This is a genomic window from Streptomyces sp. WM6386 (assembly GCF_000972385.1).
GTDB lineage: Bacteria > Actinomycetota > Actinomycetes > Streptomycetales > Streptomycetaceae > Streptomyces.
Window position 1 is genome coordinate 1 of the sequence record NZ_JXTE01000095.1, and the last position, 23,042, is coordinate 23,042.

The 23,042-nt window shown below is 69.5% G+C and carries 18 protein-coding genes; 14 read left to right on the forward strand and 4 right to left on the reverse strand.

Translation table 11 applies throughout. From position 1 onward, the window contains the following. A partial coding sequence (locus TN53_RS36820; RefSeq protein ID WP_046263181.1) for an SRPBCC family protein occupies positions 1 to 280 on the forward strand: 280 nt, incomplete at its 5' end. Position 281: 1 nt separating this feature from the next. Here TN53_RS36820 and TN53_RS36825 read toward each other — a convergent pair. Continuing rightward, positions 282 to 1,028: an IclR family transcriptional regulator gene (locus TN53_RS36825; RefSeq protein ID WP_046263182.1), complete on the reverse strand. Its 747-nt coding sequence runs from the start codon at positions 1,026 to 1,028 to the stop codon at positions 282 to 284. Between the two features lie 200 nt (positions 1,029 to 1,228). Between TN53_RS36825 and betA the strand changes: the two genes are divergently transcribed. Both betA and TN53_RS36835 read left to right on the forward strand, forming a co-directional pair. Continuing rightward, a complete protein-coding gene (gene betA / locus TN53_RS36830) occupies positions 1,229 to 2,899 on the forward strand; it encodes a choline dehydrogenase (protein ID WP_046263183.1) in 1,671 nt (556 codons plus the stop codon). 3 nt (positions 2,900 to 2,902) lie between these two features. Further along, positions 2,903 to 3,739, forward strand: a complete 837-nt coding sequence (locus tag TN53_RS36835) for a 5,10-methylenetetrahydrofolate reductase (RefSeq protein ID WP_046263184.1) — start codon at positions 2,903 to 2,905, stop codon at positions 3,737 to 3,739. Positions 3,740 to 3,799: 60 nt separating this feature from the next. Here TN53_RS36835 and purU (TN53_RS36840) read toward each other — a convergent pair whose 3' ends face one another. Continuing rightward, a complete protein-coding gene (purU, locus tag TN53_RS36840) occupies positions 3,800 to 4,672 on the reverse strand; it encodes a formyltetrahydrofolate deformylase (RefSeq protein ID WP_046263185.1) in 873 nt (290 codons plus the stop codon). A gap of 218 nt (positions 4,673 to 4,890) precedes the next feature. Here purU (TN53_RS36840) and TN53_RS36845 point away from each other — a divergent pair, with 218 nt between their 5' ends. The 9 genes from TN53_RS36845 (at position 4,891) to TN53_RS36885 (ending at position 19,122) form a co-directional block, all read left to right on the forward strand. Further along, on the forward strand, positions 4,891 to 6,360 hold the full coding sequence (locus TN53_RS36845) for an aldehyde dehydrogenase family protein (RefSeq protein WP_046263186.1): 1,470 nt from the start codon (positions 4,891 to 4,893) through the stop codon (positions 6,358 to 6,360). Between the two features lie 20 nt (positions 6,361 to 6,380). After that, complete coding sequence (locus TN53_RS36850; RefSeq protein WP_046263187.1) at positions 6,381 to 7,466, forward strand: quaternary amine ABC transporter ATP-binding protein; 1,086 nt, start codon at positions 6,381 to 6,383, stop codon at positions 7,464 to 7,466. Continuing rightward, positions 7,466 to 9,466, forward strand: a complete 2,001-nt coding sequence (locus TN53_RS36855) for an ABC transporter permease (protein ID WP_046263188.1) — start codon at positions 7,466 to 7,468, stop codon at positions 9,464 to 9,466. Before TN53_RS36850 ends, TN53_RS36855 begins: the two co-directional genes overlap by 1 nt. A gap of 13 nt (positions 9,467 to 9,479) precedes the next feature. Then, the gene (locus tag TN53_RS36860; RefSeq protein WP_046263189.1) at positions 9,480 to 10,439 is read left to right on the forward strand and encodes an ABC transporter substrate-binding protein; all 960 of its coding nucleotides are present in this window, start codon (positions 9,480 to 9,482) and stop codon (positions 10,437 to 10,439) included. A 225-nt stretch (positions 10,440 to 10,664) separates the two neighbouring features. Further along, a complete protein-coding gene (locus tag TN53_RS36865) occupies positions 10,665 to 13,103 on the forward strand; it encodes a GcvT family protein (RefSeq protein WP_046263190.1) in 2,439 nt (812 codons plus the stop codon). A 36-nt stretch (positions 13,104 to 13,139) separates the two neighbouring features. After that, positions 13,140 to 14,000 carry a bifunctional methylenetetrahydrofolate dehydrogenase/methenyltetrahydrofolate cyclohydrolase gene (locus TN53_RS36870; protein ID WP_046263191.1) on the forward strand — a complete coding sequence of 287 codons (861 nt, stop codon included), beginning with the start codon at positions 13,140 to 13,142 and terminating at the stop codon, positions 13,998 to 14,000. A 31-nt stretch (positions 14,001 to 14,031) separates the two neighbouring features. Next, entirely contained in the window at positions 14,032 to 15,264 is a 1,233-nt protein-coding gene (locus TN53_RS36875) for a sarcosine oxidase subunit beta family protein (protein ID WP_046263192.1), read from the forward strand. Positions 15,265 to 15,290: 26 nt separating this feature from the next. Further along, positions 15,291 to 18,527: a sarcosine oxidase subunit delta family protein gene (locus TN53_RS36880; RefSeq protein WP_046263193.1), complete on the forward strand. Its 3,237-nt coding sequence runs from the start codon at positions 15,291 to 15,293 to the stop codon at positions 18,525 to 18,527. Beyond that, positions 18,520 to 19,122: a sarcosine oxidase subunit gamma gene (locus tag TN53_RS36885; protein ID WP_046263194.1), complete on the forward strand. Its 603-nt coding sequence runs from the start codon at positions 18,520 to 18,522 to the stop codon at positions 19,120 to 19,122. Before TN53_RS36880 ends, TN53_RS36885 begins: the two co-directional genes overlap by 8 nt. Before the next feature lie 33 nt (positions 19,123 to 19,155). Here the strand turns inward: TN53_RS36885 and TN53_RS36890 are convergent, their stop codons facing one another. Together TN53_RS36890 and purU (TN53_RS36895) are read right to left on the reverse strand one after the other, a co-directional pair. Continuing rightward, positions 19,156 to 19,953 carry an IclR family transcriptional regulator gene (locus TN53_RS36890; RefSeq protein WP_046263195.1) on the reverse strand — a complete coding sequence of 266 codons (798 nt, stop codon included), beginning with the start codon at positions 19,951 to 19,953 and terminating at the stop codon, positions 19,156 to 19,158. A gap of 120 nt (positions 19,954 to 20,073) precedes the next feature. Next, the gene (purU, locus tag TN53_RS36895) at positions 20,074 to 20,946 is read right to left on the reverse strand and encodes a formyltetrahydrofolate deformylase (protein ID WP_046263196.1); all 873 of its coding nucleotides are present in this window, start codon (positions 20,944 to 20,946) and stop codon (positions 20,074 to 20,076) included. Between the two features lie 251 nt (positions 20,947 to 21,197). Between purU (TN53_RS36895) and TN53_RS36900 the strand changes: the two genes are divergently transcribed. After that, entirely contained in the window at positions 21,198 to 22,283 is a 1,086-nt protein-coding gene (locus tag TN53_RS36900; protein ID WP_046263197.1) for an S-(hydroxymethyl)mycothiol dehydrogenase, read from the forward strand. 81 nt (positions 22,284 to 22,364) lie between these two features. Continuing rightward, a partial coding sequence (locus TN53_RS36905; protein ID WP_046263198.1) for an aromatic ring-hydroxylating oxygenase subunit alpha occupies positions 22,365 to 23,042 on the forward strand: 678 nt, incomplete at its 3' end.

Sequence of the window (23,042 nt, forward strand, 5' to 3'; positions counted from 1 at the left end):
TGTGATCTTCCACCGGATGTACCCGGTGTCCGTCGACCGCACGATCGTCGAGTGCGACTGGCTCTACCTCCCGCACGTCGTCGAGAGCGGCAAGGACGTCAGCCGGTCCGTGGAACTCTTCGACCGGGTCAACCGGCAGGACTTCGACGCGTGCGAGCGCACCCAGCCCGGGATGAGTTCCCGGATGTACGCCAAGGGTGGCGTACTGGTCCCCAGCGAGCACCACATCGGCGAGTTCCACACCTGGGTGAACGAGCGTCTGGGTACGTCGCTGGGGTGACTCAGCCCAGGTAACCCATCCGGTGACTGATCTCCTCGGCGCCCTTGAGGAGCACCGGGGAGACCTCGTGCAGCCGCTCCTCGGTGAAGCGGTACGCGGGTCCGGAGGCGCTGAGCGCGGCGATGACCTCGCCGTCGCGGTTGCGGACCGGGGCGGCCATGGCGTGCAGGCCGATCTCCAGCTCCTCGAGGGTGAAGGCGTAGCCGCGCTCCCTCGCGTCGGCCAGGTTCTTCTCGAGCTTCGTCTTCGCGGTGATGGTCCGCGCGGTGACCTTCTTCATGCCGGTCTCGGTCAGCAGCGTCGTGCGCGCCTTGGTCGGCATGTGGGCCAGCAGGATCTTGCCGCTGGACGTGGCGTGCAGCGGGGTCAACTGGCCGACCCAGTTGTGCGCGGTGATGGCCCCCGGACCGCGCACCTGGTACAGGTTGATCGCGTAGTGCTCCTGCATGACCGCGATGTTGACGGTCTCGCCGATCTCCTCGGCGAGCCGCTCGCAGATCGGGCGGCCCTGCTGGGTGATGTCGATACGCCCGGTTACCGCGCCGGCCAGCCGCACGATGCCGAAGCCGAGGCGGTACTTGCCGCGTTCGCCCGCCTGTTCCACCAGACCGCGCGCCTCCAGGGCGCCGAGCAGGCGGAACGCGGTGGACTTGTGCACGTCGATCTCGCCCGCCACCTCACTGACGCCCGCCTCGCCACGCTGAGCAAGGATCTCCAGGACGCTGATGGCGCGGTCCACGGACTGCACGCCGCCGGCTTGTGAATTCGACGTTTCTGTGTCAGTGCTGTAGTTGCTCACAGTGAAACTATACGCGTAGTAAACAACGCGACTGCAAGTAACGGCACCGAAACAAGGTCCCGGAAGTTGCGCCGTTCGCAACCTGGTGCGTATAACGCTACGGCGCTAGCATGCCTCGCATATCTACGGCGCGAGCGAGACGAGGCACCATGGCTCCCCTGCAATACGACTTCGTCATCGTCGGCGGCGGATCGGCCGGCAGCGCACTGGCGAACAGGCTCTCCGCGGACCCGGCGAACCAGGTGCTGGTCCTGGAGGCCGGCCGGTCCGACTACCCGTGGGACGTCTTCATCCAGATGCCCGCGGCGCTGACGTATCCCATCGGCAGCCGGTTCTACGACTGGAAGTACGAGTCCGAGCCCGAGCCCCACATGGGCGGCCGCCGCGTCTACCACGCCCGCGGCAAGGTGCTGGGCGGCTCCAGCAGCATCAACGGCATGATCTTCCAGCGCGGCAACCCCCTGGACTACGAACGCTGGGCGGCCGACCCCGGCATGGAGACCTGGGACTACGCGCACTGTCTGCCGTACTTCCGGCGGATGGAGAACTGTCTCGCCGCCGACCCGGACGACGAGTTCCGCGGCCACGACGGCCCCCTCGTCCTCGAACGCGGCCCCGCCACCAACCCCCTCTTCACCGCCTTCCAGAAGGCCACCGAGGAGGCCGGCTACGCCCCCACGGACGACGTCAACGGCTACCGGCAGGAAGGCTTCGCCAAGTTCGACCGCAACGTCCACCGCGGACGCCGGCTGTCCGCCTCCAAGGCGTACCTCAAGCCGGTGCGCAAGCGCCCCAACCTCACCGTCAAGACCCGCGCCCTGGTCACCCGCGTCCTCTTCGAGGGCAAGAAGGCCGTCGGCGTCGAGTACCAGCGGGGCAAGGGCGCTCCCCAGCAGGTCCGTGCCAGGGAAGTCATCCTGTGCGGCGGCGCCATCAACTCCCCGCAGCTGCTCCAGCTCTCCGGCATCGGAAACGCCGAGGAACTGCGCGCCCTCGGCATCGACGTCGTCCACGACCTCCCGGGCGTCGGCGAGAACATGCAGGACCACCTGGAGGTGTACATCCAGTACGCCTGCAAGCAGCCCGTCTCCATGCAGCCCTACCTGGCGAAGTGGCGCGCCCCCTTCATCGGCCTGCAGTGGCTCTTCCGCAAGGGACCGGCCGCCACCAACCACTTCGAGGCCGGCGGCTTCGCCCGCAGCAACGAGGACGTGGCCTACCCCAACCTGATGTTCCACTTCCTGCCGATCGCGGTCCGCTACGACGGCTCCGTGCCCGCGGGCGGCCACGGCTACCAGGTGCACGTCGGGCCCATGTACTCCGACGCCATCGGCTCGGTGAAGCTCAAGAGCAAGGACCCGCGCGAGCACCCGGCCCTGCGCTTCAACTACCTCTCCACCGAGCAGGACCGCCGCGAGTGGGTCGAGGCGATCCGGGTGGCCCGCAAGCTGCTCAACCAGCCCGCGCTCGCCCCCTTCAACGACGGGGAGGTCTCGCCCGGACCGTCGGTGGAGAGCGACGAGGAGATCCTCGCCTGGGTCGCCAAGGACGGCGAGACCGCGCTGCACCCGTCCTGCACCTGCAAGATGGGCACCGACGAGATGTCCGTCGTCGACCCCACGAGCATGCGCGTGCACGGCGTGGAGGGCCTGCGGGTCGTCGACGCGTCGGTGATGCCGTACGTCACCAACGGCAACATCTACGCCCCCGTGATGATGGTCGCCGAGAAGGCCGCCGACCTGATCCTCGGCAAGGAGCCGCTCGCGCCCTCGAAGGCCGCGTTCTACCGCCACCGCGACGCCCAGAAGCAGGCGGGATAGACGTTGACCGCCACAGGGCTACGGACGCTGCTGGACAGCGTCCGCTACGAGGTGCTGCCCGCCAAGGCGACCGAGGACAAGGTCCTCGCCCATGTGCCGCGCGACGTCGTCATCACCGTGACGGCGTCGCCGGTCAAGGGCCTGGAACCGACGCTCGCCCTGACCGAGCGGCTCGCGACGCACGGCTACCGCGTGGTCCCGCACGTGCCCGCGCGGCTGCTGCGCGACGAGGTCCACCTGAAAGAGGTCGCCGACCGGCTGCGTGAGTCAGGGGTCGACGACGTCTTCGTCCCGGCCGGAGACTCCGATCCGCCCGCCGGCGCCTACGAGGGCGCGCTGCCGGTGCTGCGCGCACTGAGCGAGCTGGGCAGTCCGTTCGCGCGGGTCGGCGTCACCGGGTATCCCGAGAGCCATCCCCTCATCCACGACGACGTCACCATCCAGTCGATGTGGGACAAGCGCGAGCACGCCACGTACGTCGTGAGCAACCTCTGCTTCGATCCGCGGGTCCTGGGGGAGTGGATCGCCCGGCTGCGGCGCCGGGACGTCACCCTGCCCGTCCATGTGGGCGTCGCCGGGCCCGTGCAGCGGGCCAAGCTGCTGGCCATGGCGACGAAGATCGGAGTGGGGGAGTCGACGCGCTTCCTGACGAAACACGCCTCGTGGTTCGTACGGTTCGCGGCACCCGGCGGGTACGCGCCCGAACGGCTGCTGACCCGGGCCGAAGGGGCCCTCACCGCGCCCTCGGCGGGCGTGGCCGGTCTGCACCTGTTCACCTTCAACCAGATCGCCGAGACGGAGCGGTGGCGTCGCGAGCTGTGGGACCGGCTGGGCGGCTGAACGACGCGTATACAAAGGGGGGCGGGGCCGCAATCCGGCCCCGCCCCCCTTGTCGGCTGCTCAGCGGAAGACCACCGTGCGGTTGTCGTCCACCATCACCCGGCTCTCGCTGTGCCACTTCACCGCGTGTGCGAGGACCTGTGCCTCCACGTCGCGTCCGACCGTGACCAGGTCGCCGGGGTCGAGGGAGTGGTCCACCCGGATCACGTCCTGCTCGATGATCTGACCCTCGTCCAGGTCCGAGGTCACATAGTGCGCCGTCGCGCCGACCAGCTTCACTCCGCGCTGGTAGGCCTGGTCGTAGGGCCGGGCCCCCTTGAAACTGGGGAGGAAGGAGTGGTGGATGTTGATGGCGCGGCCCTCGAGCTGCTTGCACAGGTCGTCGGAGAGGATCTGCATGTACCGGGCCAGCACGACCAGGTCGATGTCCAGGTCGCGCACCAGCTCCAGCAGGCGCGCCTCGGCCTGGTCCTTGGTGTCCCGGGTGACCGGGACGTGGTGGAAGGGGATGCCGTAGGTCTCCGCGAGCCCCTCGAAGTCCCGGTGATTGGATACGATCGCGGGGATCTCGATGTTGAGGGCGCCGGTGCGCTTGCGGAACAGCAGGTCGTTGAGGCAGTGGCCGAACTTGGACACCATGATCAGCGTCCGGGTCGGTGTCGACGCGTCGCTCAGCGCCCAGGTGATCCCGTAGGCCTGGGCGACCGGACCGAACCGGTAACGCAGATGTTCCAGATCTGCGTTCGGATCGGAAACGTCGAAGTGGACCCTCATGAAGAACCGGCCCTGAAGTCGGTTGTCGAACTGCTGGCTTTCCAGGATGTTTCCGGAGTTCCTGACGAGAAAGCCGCTCACGGCATGGACCAGTCCGGCGCTGTCGGGACACGAGAGGGTCAGGACGTACTCACGGCCTGGTTGTGGACGAGGGGACATATGCGGCCTCCGTTGATGCGTATTGCACAACAAGGTGAGCGATACGCAACATGGTCGGCTCGGCGCGGCCCGCGGTCAAGGGTGGTCGGGCAAGTGGTCTCAAGGTGAGAACGGCATCGGTGAACCCCTTGACGTCTGTCCGGACATTCGCCACTGTGTTCCACCACAAGCAATTGGGTGCATGATGCGCAACGAATTTCTGTTGAAAGGCTCGGCGCGTGGCAGACCTGTATGTGGCTGGCGAATGGCGGGATCCGGTGGCCGGCGGGCACCGGGAGATCCGATGTCCCGCTGACGGCTCCCTCGCGGCGACCGTCTCGGAAGGGACACGCCCCGACACCGAAGCGGCGATCGCCGCCGCCCGCCGTGCCTTCGACGAGGGCCCCTGGCCGGGCACCCCCGAACGCGAGCGCGGCGCGCTGCTCCTGCGTACCGCCGACATCCTCGAGCGCGACGCCAAGGAGTTCGCCCGCGCCGAGTCGCTGGACACCGGCAAGCGGCTGGTGGAGAGCGAGTACGACATCGCCGACGTCGTCTCCTGCTTCCGCTACTACGGCGGGCTCGGCGGCACCGATGCCGGCCGCGCGATCGACACCGGCCGGGACGACGCCGTCAGCCGTGTCGTGTACGAGCCGGTCGGCGTGTGTGGTCTGATCACTCCGTGGAACTACCCGCTGCTGCAAGCCAGTTGGAAGGTCGCCCCGGCCCTCCTGGCCGGCAACACGATCGTCCTCAAGCCCAGCGAACTCACCCCCTCCACCTCGATCCTGCTGATGAAGGCGCTCGAGGAGGCCGGGATCCCGGCCGGCGCCGCCAATCTCGTCCTGGGCACCGGCCCCGAGGTGGGCGCACCGCTCTCCGAGCACCCGGCCGTCGACATGGTCTCCTTCACCGGAGGCCTGGAGACCGGCAAGCGCATCATGGCGACCGCCGCGGCGGGCGTGAAGAAGGTGGCGCTGGAACTCGGCGGCAAGAACCCCAACGTGGTGTTCGCCGACGCCGACTTCGAGACGGCAGTGGACTTCGCTCTCACAGCGGTCTTCCTGCACTCCGGGCAGGTCTGCTCGGCCGGCGCCCGGCTGATCGTCGAGGACTCCCTGCACGACGCCTTCGTCGACGAGGTCGTCCGCCGTGCCCGTCTGATCCGTCTTGGCGGGCCCTTCGACCCCGACGCGGAAACCGGAGCGCTGATCTCCGCACAGCACCTGGAGAAGGTCGAGGCGTATGTCGCCGCGGGCCTCGCCGAGGGCGCTGTACTGCGCTGCGGCGGTGCGCGCCCCGACACCCCGGCCCTCACAGACGGCCACTACTACCCGCCGACCGTGCTCGACGAGTGCCGGCAGGACATGCGGGTGGTGCACGAGGAATCCTTCGGACCCGTGCTCACCGTGGAGCGGTTCACCGACGAGGACGACGCCGTACGCATCGCCAACGACACCGAGTACGGCCTCGCCGGAGCCGTGTGGACGCAGGACGCCGGCAAGGCCCAGCGGGTCGCCCGGCGGCTGCGGCACGGCACCGTGTGGATCAACGACTACCACCCCTATGTGCCGCAAGCGGAATGGGGTGGCTTCGGGCACTCGGGCGTGGGCCGGGAGCTGGGACCGACCGGCCTGAACGAGTACCGAGAGCCCAAGCACATCTGGCAGAACATCCAACCCCGGCCGCAGCGCTGGTTCAGCGGCTGAACGCCGAAAGAAGGTCGAACGTGACCACACAGACCGAGGTGCCACCGCGGCGCGGCACGCCCCAGGACTCGGGCTCCACCCCGGTCATATCCGTGCGCCGGCTGTGGAAGGTGTTCGGGCCGAAGGCGAACCAGGTGCCGGACTCCGAGGAGCTGCGCGGCCTGACCCGCCGTGAGCTCATGGACCGCACCGGGTGCACCGCCGCCGTACGCGACGTCCACTTCGACGTCTCGCCCGGTGAGGTGTTCGTCGTCATGGGTCTGTCGGGCTCCGGCAAGTCCACGCTGGTGCGATGTCTCACCCGGCTGATCGAACCCACTGCCGGTGAGGTCGTCTTCGAGGGCGAGGACATCCGCAAGGCCGATGACAGGCGGCTGCGGGATCTGCGGCGCCGCAAGTTCTCCATGGTCTTCCAGCACTTCGGACTGCTGCCCCATCGTCGCGTCGTCGAGAATGTGGCGTTCGGCCTGGAGATCCGCGGCATGAGCAGGGCCGAGCGGAACAAGCGCGCCCTGGAGGTCGTCGAGCTCGTCGGCCTCTCGGGCTACGAGAACTCCTACCCCGACCAGCTCTCCGGCGGTATGCAGCAACGCGTGGGCCTCGCCCGGGCGTTGGCGGGCGATCCCGACGTGCTCTTCTTCGACGAGCCGTTCTCCGCGCTCGACCCGCTGATCCGCCGTGACATGCAGAACGAGGTCATCCGGCTGCACCACGAGGTCGGCAAGACGATGGTGTTCATCACCCACGACCTCTCCGAGGCCCTCAAACTGGGCGACCGCATCCTCATCATGCGCGACGGCAAGATGGTCCAGTGCGGCACCGGCGACGAACTCGTCGGCGCCCCCGCCGACGACTACGTACGCGAGTTCGTGAAGGACGTGCCCCGCGGCGACGTGCTCACCCTGCGGTGGATCATGCGCCCCCTGGAGGACGGCGACGAACTGGACGGACCCGAACTGGGCCCGGACGTCGTGGTCAAGGAGGCCACCCGGGCGGTGCTCGCGGCCGACAAGCCGGTCAAGGTCGTGGAGAACGGCAAGCTGCTCGGCATCGTCGGCGACGAGGAGATCCTCGCGGTGGTCGCCGGGCAGGAAGGCGGCGCGTAATGACCGTCGTCATGGAGAAACCGGAGAAGACCGGGGTCGCGGAGGAGCCGACGCCCGTCAAACCCGTGCGCAGGGTCAGCCGGTCCATGGTGATCGCCGCGATCCTCGTCGTCTGGCTGGTGCTCTTCGCCGTGCTGCGCGGCAAGCAGACCCTCACCCTGGCAGCGGCCGACCTGACCGATCTGCACCGGTGGTTCAACGACGTCAACGACTCGATCGGCGCGAACCGCAACTCCAACCCGCTCTTCCTGTACTTCTTCAACGAGATCCGCCTGGTCATCGACAACGTGGTGACCTTCGTACAGGAGCTGATCTCCCAGCCGACGGGCGACCGTCCCGTCCCGCAGATCGGCTGGCTCGGCGTCGTCGGCATCGTGGGCTTCGGCTCCTGGGCCGTCGGCAACTGGCGGGTCGCGCTCCTCGCGGTGGCCGGCTTCACCTTCCTGGGCCTGCAGGGCCTGTGGCAGGAGAGCATGGACACCCTGGCGCTCACCGTCTCCGCGGTCTTCGTGGCGCTGCTCTTCGCGATCCCGCTGGGCGTGTGGGCAGGGCTGTCCGACCGGTTCAACCGGATCGTGACGCCCTTCCTGGACCTCATGCAGACGATGCCGACCTTCGTCTACCTGGCCCCGCTGACCCTGTTCTTCCAGATCGGCCCGGCCTCGGCCAATCTCGCCACGCTGATCTACGCGGCGCCGCCGACGATCCGCATCACCGCGCACGCCATCCGCTCCGTGCCGCACACCACGGTCGAGGCGGCCGACTCGCTCGGCGCCACCCGGCGGCAGTCCCTGACGAAGGTGCTGCTGCCGATGTCCAAGCGGACCGTGGTGATGGGCGTGAACCAGACCATCATGGCCGCCCTGGCCATGGTGACCATCGCCGCCCTGATCGACGCGCCCGGCCTGGGCCAGACCGTCCTGCAGGCACTCCAGTCGCTGGATGTCGGCACCGCCTTCAACGCGGGCCTGGCCATCGTCGTCCTGGCGATCGTGCTGGACCGCGTCACCACCGCGGCGAGCACCCGCGCGGAGGCGGCACGGCGCTCGAAGAACCGCTTCGTGGCCTGGCGGCGCCCGCTGCTGGGCGCGGGCGCAGCGGTCACGGCGGTCCTGGTCTATCTCTCGCACACCTATCTGTGGGCGGCGGAGTTCCCCGGCGAGGGAGGCACGGGCAGTGCCATCCGCAGCGGGGCGGACAACGTGACCACCTGGGCGCAGGACAACCTGTCGGGTCTGACCAACGCGTTCCGGGACGCCATCACCAACGGCCTGCTCAACCCGTTCCAGTCGCTGCTCACGGACTCCCCGTGGTGGCTCGTCGGAGCCGCCCTGATCGGGATCGGCGTCGTCCTGGGCGGCGTGCGCGCCGGCGTCACCACGGCGGTGTGTGTGGGGCTGCTCGTCGGCACCGGTGTGTGGTCGGACAGCATGACGACCCTGGCGTCGACCGCCGTCGCCACGGTGCTCGTGATGCTCTTCGGCATCTGCTTCGGCGTCTGGATGGGGCGCAGCGCCATGGCGGACCGGCTGTTGCGGCCCACGCTGGACGCGGCACAGGTCATGCCGCCGTTCGTCTATCTCGTCCCGTTCCTCGCGTTGTTCGGCGCGACCCGCTTCACCGCGATCGTCGCGGCCGTCGTCTACGCGGCGCCCGTCGCGATGAAGATCATCGCGGACGGCGTGCGGAACGTGCCCGCCACCACCGTGGAGGCGGCCACTTCCGCCGGGTGCAACACCTGGCAGATCATCACCAAGGTCCAGCTGCCGATGGCACGCAGCGCTCTGACCCTCGCGACCAACCAGGGTCTGATCTACGTGCTGTCGATGGTCGTGGTGGGCGGCCTGGTGGGCGCGGGAGCGCTCGGCTACGACGTCGTGGCCGGATTCTCGCAGGGACAGCTTTACGGGAAGGGGCTCGCCGCGGGGCTCGCCATCGTCCTTCTCGGTGTCATGTTCGACCGGATCACTCAGGCAGCGGCTCGCCGCACCTCCGCATAAGGAGCACCACACCATGGCAAGACATTGGCGGGCCGGCGCGGCCGGCGTGGCGATACTCGGCCTCACCCTCACGGCCTGCGGCGGCGCGAAGGTCGGCGACGACTCCGCGGCGGCCGGTGAGTCGGGCAAGTGCGGCACCTTCAACCTCGCGGTCAACCCGTGGGTGGGCTACGAGGCGGACGCGGCCGTGGTCGCCTACGTCGCGGAGAACGACCTCGGCTGCAAGGTCAACTCGAAGGACCTGAAGGAAGAGATCGCCTGGCAGGGCTTCGGGACCGGCGAGGTCGACACCGTCCTGGAGAACTGGGGCCACCCCGACCTGAAGAAGAAGTACATCACCGACCAGAAGACCGCCCTGGAGGCCGGCTCGACCGGCAACAAGGGCATCATCGGCTGGTACGTGCCGCCGTGGCTGGCCAAGGCGCACCCCGACATCCTCGACTACAAGAACCTCAACAAGTACGCGTCGAAGTTCAAGACCTCCGAGTCGGGCGGCAAGGGCCAGCTCCTCGACGGTGACCCGTCGTACGTCACCAACGACGAGGCCCTGGTGAAGAACCTGAAGCTGGACTTCAAGGTGGTGTACGCGGGCAGCGAGACCGCGCTCATCCAGGCCTTCCGCAAGGCGGAGAAGAACAAGGAATGGGTGATCGGCTACTTCTACGAGCCGCAGTGGTTCCTGTCCGAGGTGCCGCTGAAGAAGGTCGGGCTGCCCGCCTACAAGGACGGCTGCGACGCCGACGCGGAGAAGGTCGCCTGCGACTACCCCGTGTACGACCTCGACAAGATCGTCAGTGCCAAGTTCGCCAAGTCCGGCAGTCCCGCCTATGACCTGGTGAAGAACTTCAACTGGACCAACGACGACCAGAACGTCGTGGCGAGGTACATCGCGGTCGACAAGATGACCCCCGAGGCGGCCGCCAAGAAGTGGGTCGAGGCCAACCGCGACAAGGTGGACGCCTGGCTCAAGTAGCCCCGGCGGACCAGAAGTCGAAGACCGGTCGAACATGCCCGGTGGACGGTGCGCACCCCGCGCGCACCGTCCACCGGGCATTGCCGTGTCGCCCCCGGTTTTCCGAGGTCCCGACCCCCTTGACACCCACCTGCACGGAAGGCACATTGAGTTGCGCAACCTGAATCACGTTGCGCAGACAGCAACTCGATCGGCTCGGCTGGTCAACAAACCGGAGGTGCGGCGATGGCGGGACCCCGAGTGGTCATCATCGGAGCGGGCGTCGTGGGAGCGGCCCTCGCGGACGAGATCTCCGCGCGCGGCTGGACCGAGGTGACCGTGGTCGACCAGGGCCCGCTGCCCGCCACCGGGGGCTCCTCGTCGCACGCGCCGGGGCTGGTCTTCCAGACGAACTCCTCCAAGACGATGACCGAGCTGGCCCGCTACACGGTCGAGAAGTTCTGCTCCCTCGACGTGGACGGCAAGCCCTGCTTCCTCCAGGTCGGCGGCCTGGAGGTGGCGACCACTCCCGAGCGCCTGATGGAACTGCGGCGCCGGCACGGCTGGATCACCGCCTGGGGCGTCGAGAGCAGGCTGCTGAGCGCCGACGAGTGCGTCGAGCAGCACCCCCTGGTCAACCCGGACAAGGTCCTCGGCGGACTGCTGGTCCCGACGGACGGCCTCGCCAAGGCCGTCCTCGCCGTCGAGGCGCAGATCCGCCGGGCCACCGAGCGCGGCGTACGCTTCCTGGCCCGCCACGAGGTCCTCGACGTCCAGCAGAGCGACGGCCGCGTCACCGGCGTCCTCACCGACCAGGGCGAGATCCCCGCCGACATCGTCGTGTGCTGCGCCGGCATCTGGGGCCCCAAGATCGCCCGCATGGCCGGCATGAACCTGCCGCTGACCCCGCTCGCCCACCAGCTCGCCTGGACCGGCCCGGTACCGGCGCTCGCCGGCCAGACCGAGGAGGCGGTGCGCCCGATCCTGCGCCACCAGGACGCCGACCTCTACTACCGTGACCGCTTCGACGGCATCGGCATCGGCTACTACGGCCACCGCCCGATGCCCATCACGGCCGACGACATCCTCTCCGTCGACGAGGCCGACGACATGCCGTCCGTCCTGAAGTTCACCGAGGAGGACTTCGAGCCGGCCTGGGCCGAGACCCAGTCCCTGCTCCCCGCGACGAAGGACGCCAAGGTCGAGGAGGGCATCAACGGCCTCTTCTCCTTCACCACCGACAACTTCCCGCTGCTCGGCGAGTCCCAGGACGTCAAGGGCTTCTGGGTCGCCGAGGCGGTCTGGGTCACCCACTCCGCCGGCGTCGGCCGGGCCATGGCCGAATGGCTGGTCGACGGCCACTGCTCGTCCTTCGACCTGCACGAGTGCGACGTCAACCGCTTCGAGCCGCACCAGCTCTCCCCGGAGTACGTCCTGGCCCGCGACTGCCAGAACTTCGTCGAGGTCTACGACATCCTCCACCCCCTCCAGCCCTCCGGCGACCCGCGCCCGATCCGCAAGAGCCCCTTCTACGCCCGCCAGGAGGAGCACGGCGCCTTCTTCCTGGAGGCGAACGGCTGGGAGCGCCCCCAGTGGTACGAGGCCAACGCGGGCCTGGTGGAGGGCCGTTCCATCCCCACGCCCAACGACTGGGCCGCGCAGTACTGGTCGCCCATCGTCGGCGCCGAAGCCCAGGTGACCCGCGAGACCGTCGCGATGTACGACATGACGGCCCTCAAGCGCCTGGAGGTCGCCGGACCCGGTGCCGCGGACTTCCTGGAGCGGCTGGTCACCGGCAAGGTCGCCAAGTCGGTCGGCTCGGTGACGTACACCCTGCTACTGGACCACGACGGCGGCATCCGCAGCGACATCACCGTCGCCCGCCTCGCCCGCGACCTCTTCCAGGTCGGCGCCAACGGCAACCTCGACCTCGACTGGTTCACCCGCCGGCTCCCCGCCGACGGCACCGTCCAGGTCCGCGACATCACCCCCGGCACCTGCTGCATCGGCCTGTGGGGCCCACTGGCCCGCAAGGTCCTCCAGCCCCTGACGGACGAGGACTTCACCAACGACGGCCTGAAGTACTTCCGCGCCAAGCGCGCCTACATCGGCAGCGTCCCGGTCACCGCGATGCGCCTGAGCTACGTCGGTGAACTCGGCTGGGAGCTCTACACCACCGCCGACCAGGGCCAGAAACTCTGGGACACCCTCTGGCAGGCCGCGAGGCCCCTCGGCGGGATCATCGCGGGCCGCGGCGCCTTCAACAGCCTCCGCCTGGAGAAGGGGTACCGCTCCTTCGGCACCGACATGACCTACGAGCACGACGCCTACGAGGCCGGCGTCGGCTTCGCCGTCAAGCTCGACAAGGGCGACTTCATCGGCAAGGAGGCCCTGGAGCGCCGCAAGGAGAACGTGGGGCGCAGGCTGACCTGCCTCACCGTCGACGACCCGCGGGCGGTCGTCCTGGGCAAGGAGCCGGTGTACGACGGGGACCGCGCGGTCGGCTACGTCACCAGCGCCTCCTACGGCTACACGATCGGCAAGGGCATCGCCTACGCCTGGCTCCCCGCCGAACTCGCCGCCCCGGGCACCACCGTGCACATCGGCTACTTCGACCAGCGCGTCGAGGCCGTCGTCGCCGAGGAGCCCCTGTTCGACCCCACCATGTCCCGCCTCCGTGGCTGACCTGCCGCGTCGGCTTCGACAGAAGGAGCACAGCCGGTGACTGCACAGCTGCTCGACGGCAAGGCCACCGCCGCCGACATCCGTCGCGAACTCGCCGACCGCGTCGCCAAGCTGACCGCCGGCGGCGGGCGCCCGCCGGGCCTCGGCACCGTCCTGGTCGGCGACGACCCGGGCAGCCACGCCTACGTCGCCGGCAAGCACCGCGACTGCGCGCAGGTGGGCATCGCCTCCTTCCGCCGCGAACTGCCCGCCGACGCCACCCAGGGTCAGGTCGAGGACGTCATCGACGAACTCAACGCCGACCCGGCCTGCACCGGCTACATCGTCCAGCTCCCGCTCCCCGGGCACCTGGACGCCAACGCCGTACTGGAACGCATGGACCCGGCCAAGGACGCCGACGGTCTGCACCCCGTCAACCTCGGCCGACTCGTCCTGGGCGTGCAGGCCCCGCTGCCCTGCACCCCGCGCGGCATCGTCGAACTCCTGCGCCGCTACGACGTACCGCTGGCCGGAGCCCGGGTGTGCGTGGTCGGACGGGGCATCACGGTCGGCCGCCCGATCGGCCTGCTGCTCACCCGCCGCTCCGAGAACGCCACCGTGACCCTGTGCCACACCGGAACCAAGGGCCTGGCCTGGCACGTACGCGAGGCGGACATCGTCATCGCGGCGGCCGGCTCACCCGGGCTGATCACCAAGGACATGCTGCGCCCCGGCGCCGCGGTCCTGGACGTCGGCATCACCCGCACCGACAACGGCCTGGTCGGCGACATCCACCCGGACGCGGCAGAGATCGCCGGATGGGTCGCACCGATGCCCGGCGGGGTGGGCCCCATGACCAGGGCGATGCTGCTGGCCAACGTCGTCGAGGCCGCCGAGAGGAACGCGAGCACCGTATGAACCTGTCCCTTCCCGAGGACGGAGCCGTCCGATGAGCCCCCGCACCCCCGGCGCCGAACTCCCGGAGCACCCGGACTTCCTCTGGCGCAATCCCGAGCCCAAGCGCTCCTACGACGTGATCGTCGTCGGCGGTGGCGGCCACGGCCTCGCCACCGCCCACTACCTGGCGAAGAACCACGGCATCAGCAACGTCGCCGTGCTGGAGAAGGGCTGGCTGGCGGGCGGCAACATGGCCCGCAACACCACGATCATCCGCTCCAACTACCTGTGGGACGAGAGCGCCGGCATCTACGAGCACGCGCTCAAGCTGTGGGAGGGCCTGGCGGAGGAGCTGGACTACCCGATCCTCTTCTCCCAGCGTGGTGTGCTGAACCTCGCCCACAGTCTCCAGGACGTCCGCGACAGCGTGCGCCGAGTGGAGGCGAACCGCCTGAACGGCGTGGACGCGGAATGGCTCGACGCTGACGGCGTCAAGGAAGTCTGCCCGATCGTCAACATCTCCCCGGACGTGCGCTATCCGGTCCTGGGCGCCACCTACCAGCCCCGCGCCGGCATCGCCAAGCACGACCACGTGGCCTGGGGCCTCGCCCGCTCGGCGGACGCGGCAGGCATCGACATCATCCAGAACTGCGAGGTCACCGGCCTGGACGTGGTCGGCGGCCGGGTCGTCGGAGTCCAGACGAACCTGGGCCCGATCGCCGCGGGCAAGGTCGCCCTCTGCTCGGCGGGCCACACCTCGGTCCTGGCCGCGATGGCCGGCATCGAACTCCCGGTCCAGAGCCACCCGTTGCAGGCACTGGTGTCGGAGCTGCTGGAACCCGTCCACCCCACGGTGGTCATGTCCAACGCGGTCCACGTCTACGTCAGCCAGGCCCACAAGGGCGAGCTGGTGATGGGCGCGGGCATCGACGCGTACAACTCCTACACACAGCGCGGCGCGTTCCACATCATCGAGGAACAGATGGCGGCCGCCCTGGAACTCTTCCCGGTCTTCGCCCGCGCCCACGTCCTGCGCACCTGGGGCGGCATCGTCGACGTCAGCCCCGACGCCTCGCCCATCATCGGCCTCAGCCCGGTCGACAACCTCTACCTCAACTGCGGCTGGGGCACGGGGGGTTTCAAGGCCACCCCGGGCGTCGGCTGGGTCTACGCCCACACGATCGCCCACGACACACCGCATCCGTTGAACGCCCCCTTCTCGCTCGACCGTTTCACCACCGGCGCGCTCGTCGACGAGCACGGCGCGGCCGCGGTGGCCCACTAGGACCACTGGATACTGGGAGCCGATCCATGCTGCTCATCCCCTGCCCGTGGTGCGGGCCCCGCGACGAGGCCGAGTTCCACTACGGCGGCCAGGCCCACGTCCCGTACCCCGAGACCCCGTCGACCCTCACCGACGAGGAGTGGGCCCGCTACCTGTTCTTCCGCGACAACACCAAGGGCCCCTTCGCCGAACGCTGGAGCCATGCGGCGGGCTGCCGCAAGTGGTTCAACGCGGTACGGGACACATCGACGAACGAGATCCTGACGGTGTACAGGTCGGGCGAGGAACGCCCGGAGAGGTTGGAGTCGCGACCGGCGACTCGTCAGCCCGGTCCAGCTGTCCCAGCCCGTCCGGCGATTGAGGACGAGGCCCCTTCAGGGCCGAACGGGGTCGAAGGGGCCGAGCCCCTTCAGGATGGGACGGGTAGGGGCGGCGGGGGCGAGAACCATCCGTTCCGCCACCCCACCCGCGGCCGAATCCACCGAGACACCCCCCTCACCTTCACTTTCGACGGCACCGAGTACCGGGGCTACCGCGGCGACACCCTCGCCTCCGCCCTCCTCGCCAACGGCGTCATCCAGGCCGGCACCAGCATCAAGCTCGGCCGCCCCCGAGGCATCTTCTCGGCCGGCGTCGAAGAACCCAACGCGGTCATCCAGATCGAGGCCCCGTTCCCCGAGCCGATGCTCCCCGCCACCACCGTCGAGCTCTACGACGGTCTGGTCGCGACCAGCCTCCCCGGCCAGGGCCGCCTCGCCACGGACCCGGACCCCGCCCGCTACGACGCCGTGCACGCCCACTGCGACCTCCTGGTCGTCGGCGCCGGCCCGGCCGGCCTCGCGGCAGCCGCGGCGGCGGCGAAGAGCGGCGCCCGCGTCATCCTCGCCGACGACCAGCCGGAGCCGGGCGGCAGCCTCCTGGGCACCGGCGAGCACCTCGACTGGGTGGCAGAGGTCGCCGAACTCCTCGACGCCGAACCCGAGATCCGCGTCCTGCGCCGTACCACCGTCTTCGGCTACTACGACGACAACCACCTCCTGGCCGTGGAACGCCGCACCAACCACCTCGGCGCGGCTGCCCCGGACAACGTCTCCCGCGAACGCGTCTGGCGCATCCGCGCCCGCCGCGTCGTCCTCGCCACCGGCGCCCACGAACGCTCACTGGCCTTCGCGGACAACGACCGCCCCGGAGTGATGCTGGCCTCCTCGGCCCGCACCCACCTCAACCGCCACGGCGCCCTCCCCGGCCGCCACGCGGTCGTCTTCACCACCAACGACAGCGCCTACGCGGCCGCGTTGGACCTGAAGCCAGCGGGCGTGGACATCACCGCCGTCGTCGACACCCGCCCCGAACCGGGGGAGTGGGCACAGCGTGCCCGCCAGGCCGGCATCGAGGTGCTGACCGGCCACGCGGTCACCGGCACGGAGGGCGCCCCCCGCCTGACCGCCGTGACCGTTGCCCCGTACGGAGACTCCGTGGGACAGCGCGAGTTCGCCGCCGACCTGCTGCTGGTCTCCGGCGGCTGGAACCCGGTCGCGCACCTGTACAGCCAGGCAGGCGGAAAACTCCGCTACGACGAGACGCTCGGCTCCTTCGTGCCCGAGGCCTGCCGACAGGCGGTCGAGGTCGTGGGCAGCGCGAACGGCGTCCTGGCCAGAGCCGACGTCCTCGCCCACGGCAGCGCCGCCGGTGCCCGCGCGATCGAGTCCGAGGGCTACACCCCGCAGGCACCCCGCCTCCCGGCCGTGGCCGCGCAGCCGCGACCGACGCCCCCGATGCATGTGTACGTCGTCCCCGGCACTTCCGGCCCCCACCGCTTCGTGGACCTCCAACGCGACGTCACCGTCGACGACCTGGCCCGGGCGGCCGGCGCCGGAATGCGCTCGGTCGAGCACACCAAGCGCTACACCACCGCCGGCACCGCCAACGACCAGGGCAAGACCTCCGGCGTCCTGGCCAGCGGTGTCGTCTCCGAACTCCTCGGCGTGGACATCTCGGCACTCGGCACGACCACGTTCCGGCCGCCGTACACACCGGTCTCCTTCGCGGCGCTCGCCGGCCGCGACCGTGGTGTCCTGAGCGACCCGGTCCGCACGACCGCCATCCATGAGTGGCACGTCGACCACGGCGCCCTGTTCGAGAACGTCGGCCAGTGGAAGCGCCCTTGGTACTACCCGCACAACGGCGAGGACATGGAGACCGCCGTGCTGCGCGAGTGCGCCGCCACCCGCGAGAGCGTCGGCTTCATGGACGCCTCCACCCTCGGCAAGATCGACGTCCAGGGCCCGGACGCCGGAGTCTTCCTCGACCTGCTCTACACCAACATGATGAGCACCCTGAAGGTCGGCATGATCCGCTACGGCGTCATGTGCCGCCCGGACGGCATGGTCTTCGACGACGGCACCGTCATCCGCCTCGCCCAGGGCCGCTTCCTGGTCACCACCACGACCGGCAACGCCGCCGCCGTACTGGACTGGATGGAGGAGTGGCTGCAGACCGAGTGGCCCGAACTGAAGGTCCACTGCACGTCCGTGACCGAACAATGGGCCACCGTCGCCCTGGTCGGCCCCCGCTCCCGTGACGTCCTCGGCTCGCTCGCACCCGAACTCGCCGTCGACAACGACGACTTCCCGTTCATGGCCTGGCGCGAGACGACCGTCGCGGGCATCGACGCCAGGGTCTGCCGGATCAGCTTCTCCGGCGAACTGGCCTACGAGATCAACGTGTCCCCGTGGCAGGCGCGCGCCCTGTGGGAGGCCCTGTACGAGGCCGGCGCGCCGTACGGCATCACCCCGTACGGCACCGAGACCATGCACGTCCTGCGCGCCGAGAAGGGCTACCCCATCATCGGCCAGGACACCGACGGCACGGTCACCCCCCAGGACCTCGGCATGAGCTGGGCCGTGTCGAAGAAGAAGCCCGACTTCATCGGCAAGCGCTCCTTCGCCCGCGCCGACACCGTCCGCGCCGACCGCAAGCACCTGGTCGGCCTCCTCCCCGAGGACCCCGGCACCTTCCTCCCCGAAGGCACCCATCTGATCGCCGACAGCGTCCTTCCGGCGCCGCCCGTCCCGATGCTCGGCCACGTCACCTCCAGCTACCGCAGCGCGGCGCTGGGCCGGACCTTCGCGCTCGCCCTGATCAAGGGCGGCCGCGAGCGCATCGGTGAGCGGCTCTACGCCCCCGTGGGCGACCGGCTGGTCCCGGTGACCGTCGCAAGCCCCGTCCTCTACGACCCCGAGGGAGCCCGCCGCGATGGCTGACACCGCACTGACCGCCCCGCCCCGCAGCCCCCTGTCACAGGTCGCGGGCCGACTCGCCGCCGCCACCCGCACCTCCGGGGGCGCGATCCGGCTGGCCGAACTTCCCTTCCTGGCCCAGCTCAATGTGCGCCTCGACGCCAAGGGGACGGCGGCGGAAGCCGTCGGGCTCGCGCTGGACCTGCAACTGCCCCTGCAGCCGAACACCGTCGTCCGGACGGGGGAGTTGACCGTGCTGTGGCTCGGCCCGGACGAATGGCTGCTGGTCGGCCCGCCCGGAAGCGAGCGGGAGCTGGAGAGCCGGATCCGCACGGCTGCGGGAGACGAACCCGTCTCCGTCACCGACGTCTCCGCACAGCGGACCACGCTGCTCGTGGCGGGCCCCCGGGCCCACGATCTGCTGGCGCACGGCTGTTCACTGGACCTGCATCCGCGGAGCTTCGGCTCCGGACGCTGCGCCCAGACCACCCTGGGCCGTACGCAGGTCATCGTGGTCGCCCGGGCCGATTCCCGGGCCGGTTTCTGGGTCCTGGTGCGTTCGTCCTTCGCCGGCTACCTGACCGACTGGCTGCTGGACGCGGCGACGGAGTACGTCTGAGCGAAGGCCGGCCCTCTGCCCGCCGGGCGAGGGTCAGCCCAGGCAGCCCATCCGGTGGCTGATCTCCTGCGCGCCCTGGAGGAGCGCGGGCACGAGCTCGTGGATGCGCTCCTCGGTGAAGCGGTAGGCGGGGCCGGAGGCGCTGAGGGCGGCGACGACCTCGCCGTCACGGCCCCGGATCGGGGCCGCCACGGCGTGCAGTCCGATCTCGAGTTCCTCCAGGGTCACCGCGTAGCCGCGCTCGCGGGCCTTGGCGAGATCCTTCTCCAGTGTCGCCTCGGTGGTCAGGGTGCGCGGCGTCAGCTTCCGCAGCCCGGACTCCGCGAGCACGTCGGCGCGCTCCTTCGCCGGCAGGTGGGCCAGCAGGATCTTGCCGCTCGACGTGGCGTGCACCGGGGTGAGCTGTCCGACCCAGTTGTGGGTGCCGACGGCGCCCGGACCGCGTACCTGGTACAGGTTGACCGCGTAATGCTCCTGCAGGACCGCGATGTTGACGGTCTCGCCGACCTCTTCGCTGAGCCGCTCGCACACCTGCCGGCCCTGCTGCGTGATGTCGAGACGGCCCGTGACGGCGCCGGCCAGCCGCACGATGCCGAAACCGAGCCGGTACTTGCCCCGCTCGGCCGTCTGCTCGACCAGACCGCGCGCCTCCAGCGCCCCGAGCAGGCGGAAGGCGGTCGACTTGTGGACGTCGATCTCCGCGGCGACCTCGCTGACGCCCGCCTCGCCGCGCTGGGCGAGGATCTCCAGGACACTGACGGCACGGTCGACGGATTGCACCCCGCTGACCGCGGGCCCGGCTGTCTCGCCGTCTGCCGTGTGGTTGCTCATGGCGCAACTATAATCATGAGTTCCCTCTGCCGAACCGGTGTCGTGGAATTCGGCTGTGCGCCCGATGTCGGCCGGTCAGCGGGCTGTTGAGCTCTGCGGACCCGGTGCTGTCCGTCCTCGTCAGCGCAGGACGACCGTGCAGTGGCCGTTGATCAGCACACGGTTCTCGCTGTGCCATTTCACCGCGCGGGAGAGCGCCTGGGCCTCGACATCGCGGCCGATGGCGACCAGCTCGTCGGGGGTGCGCGAGTGGTCCACGCGGACGACGTCCTGCTCGATGATCGGGCCCTCGTCGAGGTCGGGCGTGACGTAGTGCGCCGTCGCCCCGACGAGCTTCACACCACGCTGGTGCGCCTGGACGTACGGGCGGGCCCCCTTGAAGCTCGGCAGGAACGAGTGGTGGATGTTGATGGCCCGGCCGTCGAGCTGCTTGCACAGGTCGTCGGAGAGGATCTGCATATAGCGGGCGAGGACCACGAGGTCGACGTCCAGTTCGTCGACGAGATCCAGCAGTCGTGCCTCGGCCTCCGCCTTGGTCTCCTTCGTCACCGGGATGTGGTGGAAGGGGATGCCGTAGGTGTGCGCCAGCGGCTCGAACTCGCGGTGGTTGGAGACGATCGCCGGGATCTCGATGTTGAGCGCGCCCGTGGACCTGCGGAAGAGCAGGTCGTTGAGGCAGTGGCCGAACTTCGACACCATGATCAGGGTTCGCGTCGGTGTGGAGGCGTCCTGCAGCCGCCAGCTGATCCCGTACGCCTGACCGACCGGACCGAACCCCGTGCGCAGCTGCTCCAACGAGACCGCGGAATCCGAGACGTCGAAGTGAACCCGCATGAAGAAGCGGTTCTGCAGCCGGTCGTCGAACTGCTGGCTCTCCAGGATGTTGCCGGAGTGACTCACGAGGAACGTGGTCACGGCGTGGACGAGTCCGGCCTGGTCGGGGCAGGACAGGGTGAGGACGAACTCGCGGCCGGGCTGCGGTCGAGGGGACATGCCATCCTCCGTTGTGTGGCTGCGTATTACGCAACATGTAGAGCTATACGCAACATGCTCCAACGTGGGTGCCGTGCCGGTCAAGGGGTGGCGTGCGGAGAGAAGGTCCGATCCGCCGGCCTCTTGACAGTGGGTGTCGGCGACGGGGACAGTTTGGGCGTTCGTTTCTTATAGCGAATGACGTTGCGGTATGTGCAACACAGGCAATGGCTCGGCCTCGACTCGGCCGCCCCTCAATGAGGAGACCGACAGTGACCCATGAGGTACGTGCCGTCGTCGCCCGGCAGAAGGGTGCCCCGGTCTCGGTGGAGACCATCCTCGTGCCGGATCCCGGACCGGGTGAGGCGCTGGTGCGGGTGCAGGCCTGCGGCGTCTGCCACACCGACCTGCGCTATCGGGACGGCGGAATTACCGACGAGTTCCCGTTCCTGCTCGGCCACGAGGCCGCGGGCGTCGTCGAGGCGGTCGGCGACGGCGTCACCGACGTCGTGGCCGGCGACTTCGTCGTCCTCAACTGGCGTGCGGTCTGCGGCACATGCCGGGCCTGTCGCCGGGGGAGGCCATGGCACTGCTTCAGCACCCACAACGCCACCCAGCCGATGACCCTCGCCGACGGCACCCCGCTGTCCACGGCCCTCGGCATCGGGGCCTTCGCCGAGAAGACCCTGGTCGCCGCGGGCCAGTGCACCAAGGTGGACGCGACCGCCTCGCCCGCCGCCGCGGGGCTGCTCGGCTGCGGAGTGATGGCCGGGTTCGGCGCGGCGGTCAACACCGATGGAGTCGGCCGCGGCGACTCCATCGCGGTGATCGGCTGCGGAGGTGTGGGCATGGCGGCCGTCGCGGGCGCCAAGGTGGCCGGTGCCGGCCGCATCATCGCCGTCGACATGGACGAGCGGAAGCTGAAGTGGGCCGAGCAGTTCGGCGCCACCGACACCGTCGACTCCTCCAGGACCGACGCCGTCGAAGCCATCCGCAGCCTCACCGGCGGCTTCGGCGCCGACGTCGTCGTGGACGCGGTGGGCCGCCCCGAGACCTTCAAACAGGCCTTCTACGCCCGCGACCTGGCCGGCACCGCCGTCCTGGTGGGCGTCCCCACCCCGGAACTGACCCTCGACCTGCCCCTGCTGGACGTCTTCGGACGCGGCGGGGCACTGAAGTCCTCCTGGTACGGCGACTGCCTGCCCTCCCGTGACATCCCCGCCCTGATCGACCTCTACCTCCAAGGCCGCTTCGACCTGGGCGACTTCGTCACCGAGACCATCGCGCTGGACGAGGTGGAGGCCGCGTTCGCCGAGATGCACCACGGCGAGGTCCTGCGCTCCGTGGTCGTCCTGTGACCGGCCGGACCCAGACCCCCACTCCCTCGCCCTCCGCGCCCCCGACGTGTGCGCGTCCGACACTTCCCGAGGTGACTTTCGATGACCACCACCAGCCTTCCCCCGAGCCTGATCGCCACCCTGTCGGGGGAGCACTACACCGACCCCGAGATCTTCTCCCTGGAACAGGAGCGGATCTTCGAGGCCATGTGGTTCTGTGTGGCCCGAGCCTCGGAGCTGGCCAGGCCCGGGAGCTTCCGCACCTACCAGGTCGGACGGGAGAGCGTGCTGATCACCCGCTCCCGGGACAGTTCGATCAAGGCGTTCCTGAACGTCTGCCGGCACCGCGGCGCCAAGCTCTGCACGGAGGAGACCGGCGAGGTCAAGCGGGCGTTCCAGTGCCCGTACCACGCCTGGACCTACGGGCTCGACGGCAAGCTGATCGCCGCACCGAACCTGACCTCGATGCCGGACATCGACCGGACCGAGTACGGCCTGGTCAACATCCACGTCCGGGAATGGCTCGGATATGTGTGGGTGTGCCTGGCCGACACCCCGCCGTCCTTCGAGGAGGACATCGTGGGCGCGGTCGTCGAGCGACTGGGCGACGTGGAGTCGATCGACCGCTACGACATCGACAACCTGCAGCTGGGCCGCCGTATCACCTACGACGTGAAGGCCAACTGGAAGCTCATCATCGAGAACTTCATGGAGTGCTACCACTGCGCGACCATCCACCCCGAACTCACCGAGGTGCTCCCGGAGTTCGCGGACGGTTAC

What these genes read in the sequence shown, in the direction of transcription:
- betA (WP_046263183.1), top strand. Translation starts at nt 1,229, where the DNA reads ATGGCTCCCCTGCAATACGACTTCGTCATCGTCGGCGGCGGATCGGCC.
- TN53_RS36875 (WP_046263192.1), top strand. Translation starts at nt 14,032, where the DNA reads ATGAGCCCCCGCACCCCCGGCGCCGAACTCCCGGAGCACCCGGACTTC.
- TN53_RS36890 (WP_046263195.1), bottom strand. Translation starts at nt 19,953, where the DNA reads ATGAGCAACCACACGGCAGACGGCGAGACAGCCGGGCCCGCGGTCAGC.
- TN53_RS36865 (WP_046263190.1), top strand. Translation starts at nt 10,665, where the DNA reads ATGGCGGGACCCCGAGTGGTCATCATCGGAGCGGGCGTCGTGGGAGCG.
- TN53_RS36855 (WP_046263188.1), top strand. Translation starts at nt 7,466, where the DNA reads ATGACCGTCGTCATGGAGAAACCGGAGAAGACCGGGGTCGCGGAGGAG.
- TN53_RS36860 (WP_046263189.1), top strand. Translation starts at nt 9,480, where the DNA reads ATGGCAAGACATTGGCGGGCCGGCGCGGCCGGCGTGGCGATACTCGGC.
- TN53_RS36880 (WP_046263193.1), top strand. Translation starts at nt 15,291, where the DNA reads ATGCTGCTCATCCCCTGCCCGTGGTGCGGGCCCCGCGACGAGGCCGAG.
- purU (WP_046263185.1), bottom strand. Translation starts at nt 4,672, where the DNA reads ATGTCCCCTCGTCCACAACCAGGCCGTGAGTACGTCCTGACCCTCTCG.
- TN53_RS36885 (WP_046263194.1), top strand. Translation starts at nt 18,520, where the DNA reads ATGGCTGACACCGCACTGACCGCCCCGCCCCGCAGCCCCCTGTCACAG.
- purU (WP_046263196.1), bottom strand. Translation starts at nt 20,946, where the DNA reads ATGTCCCCTCGACCGCAGCCCGGCCGCGAGTTCGTCCTCACCCTGTCC.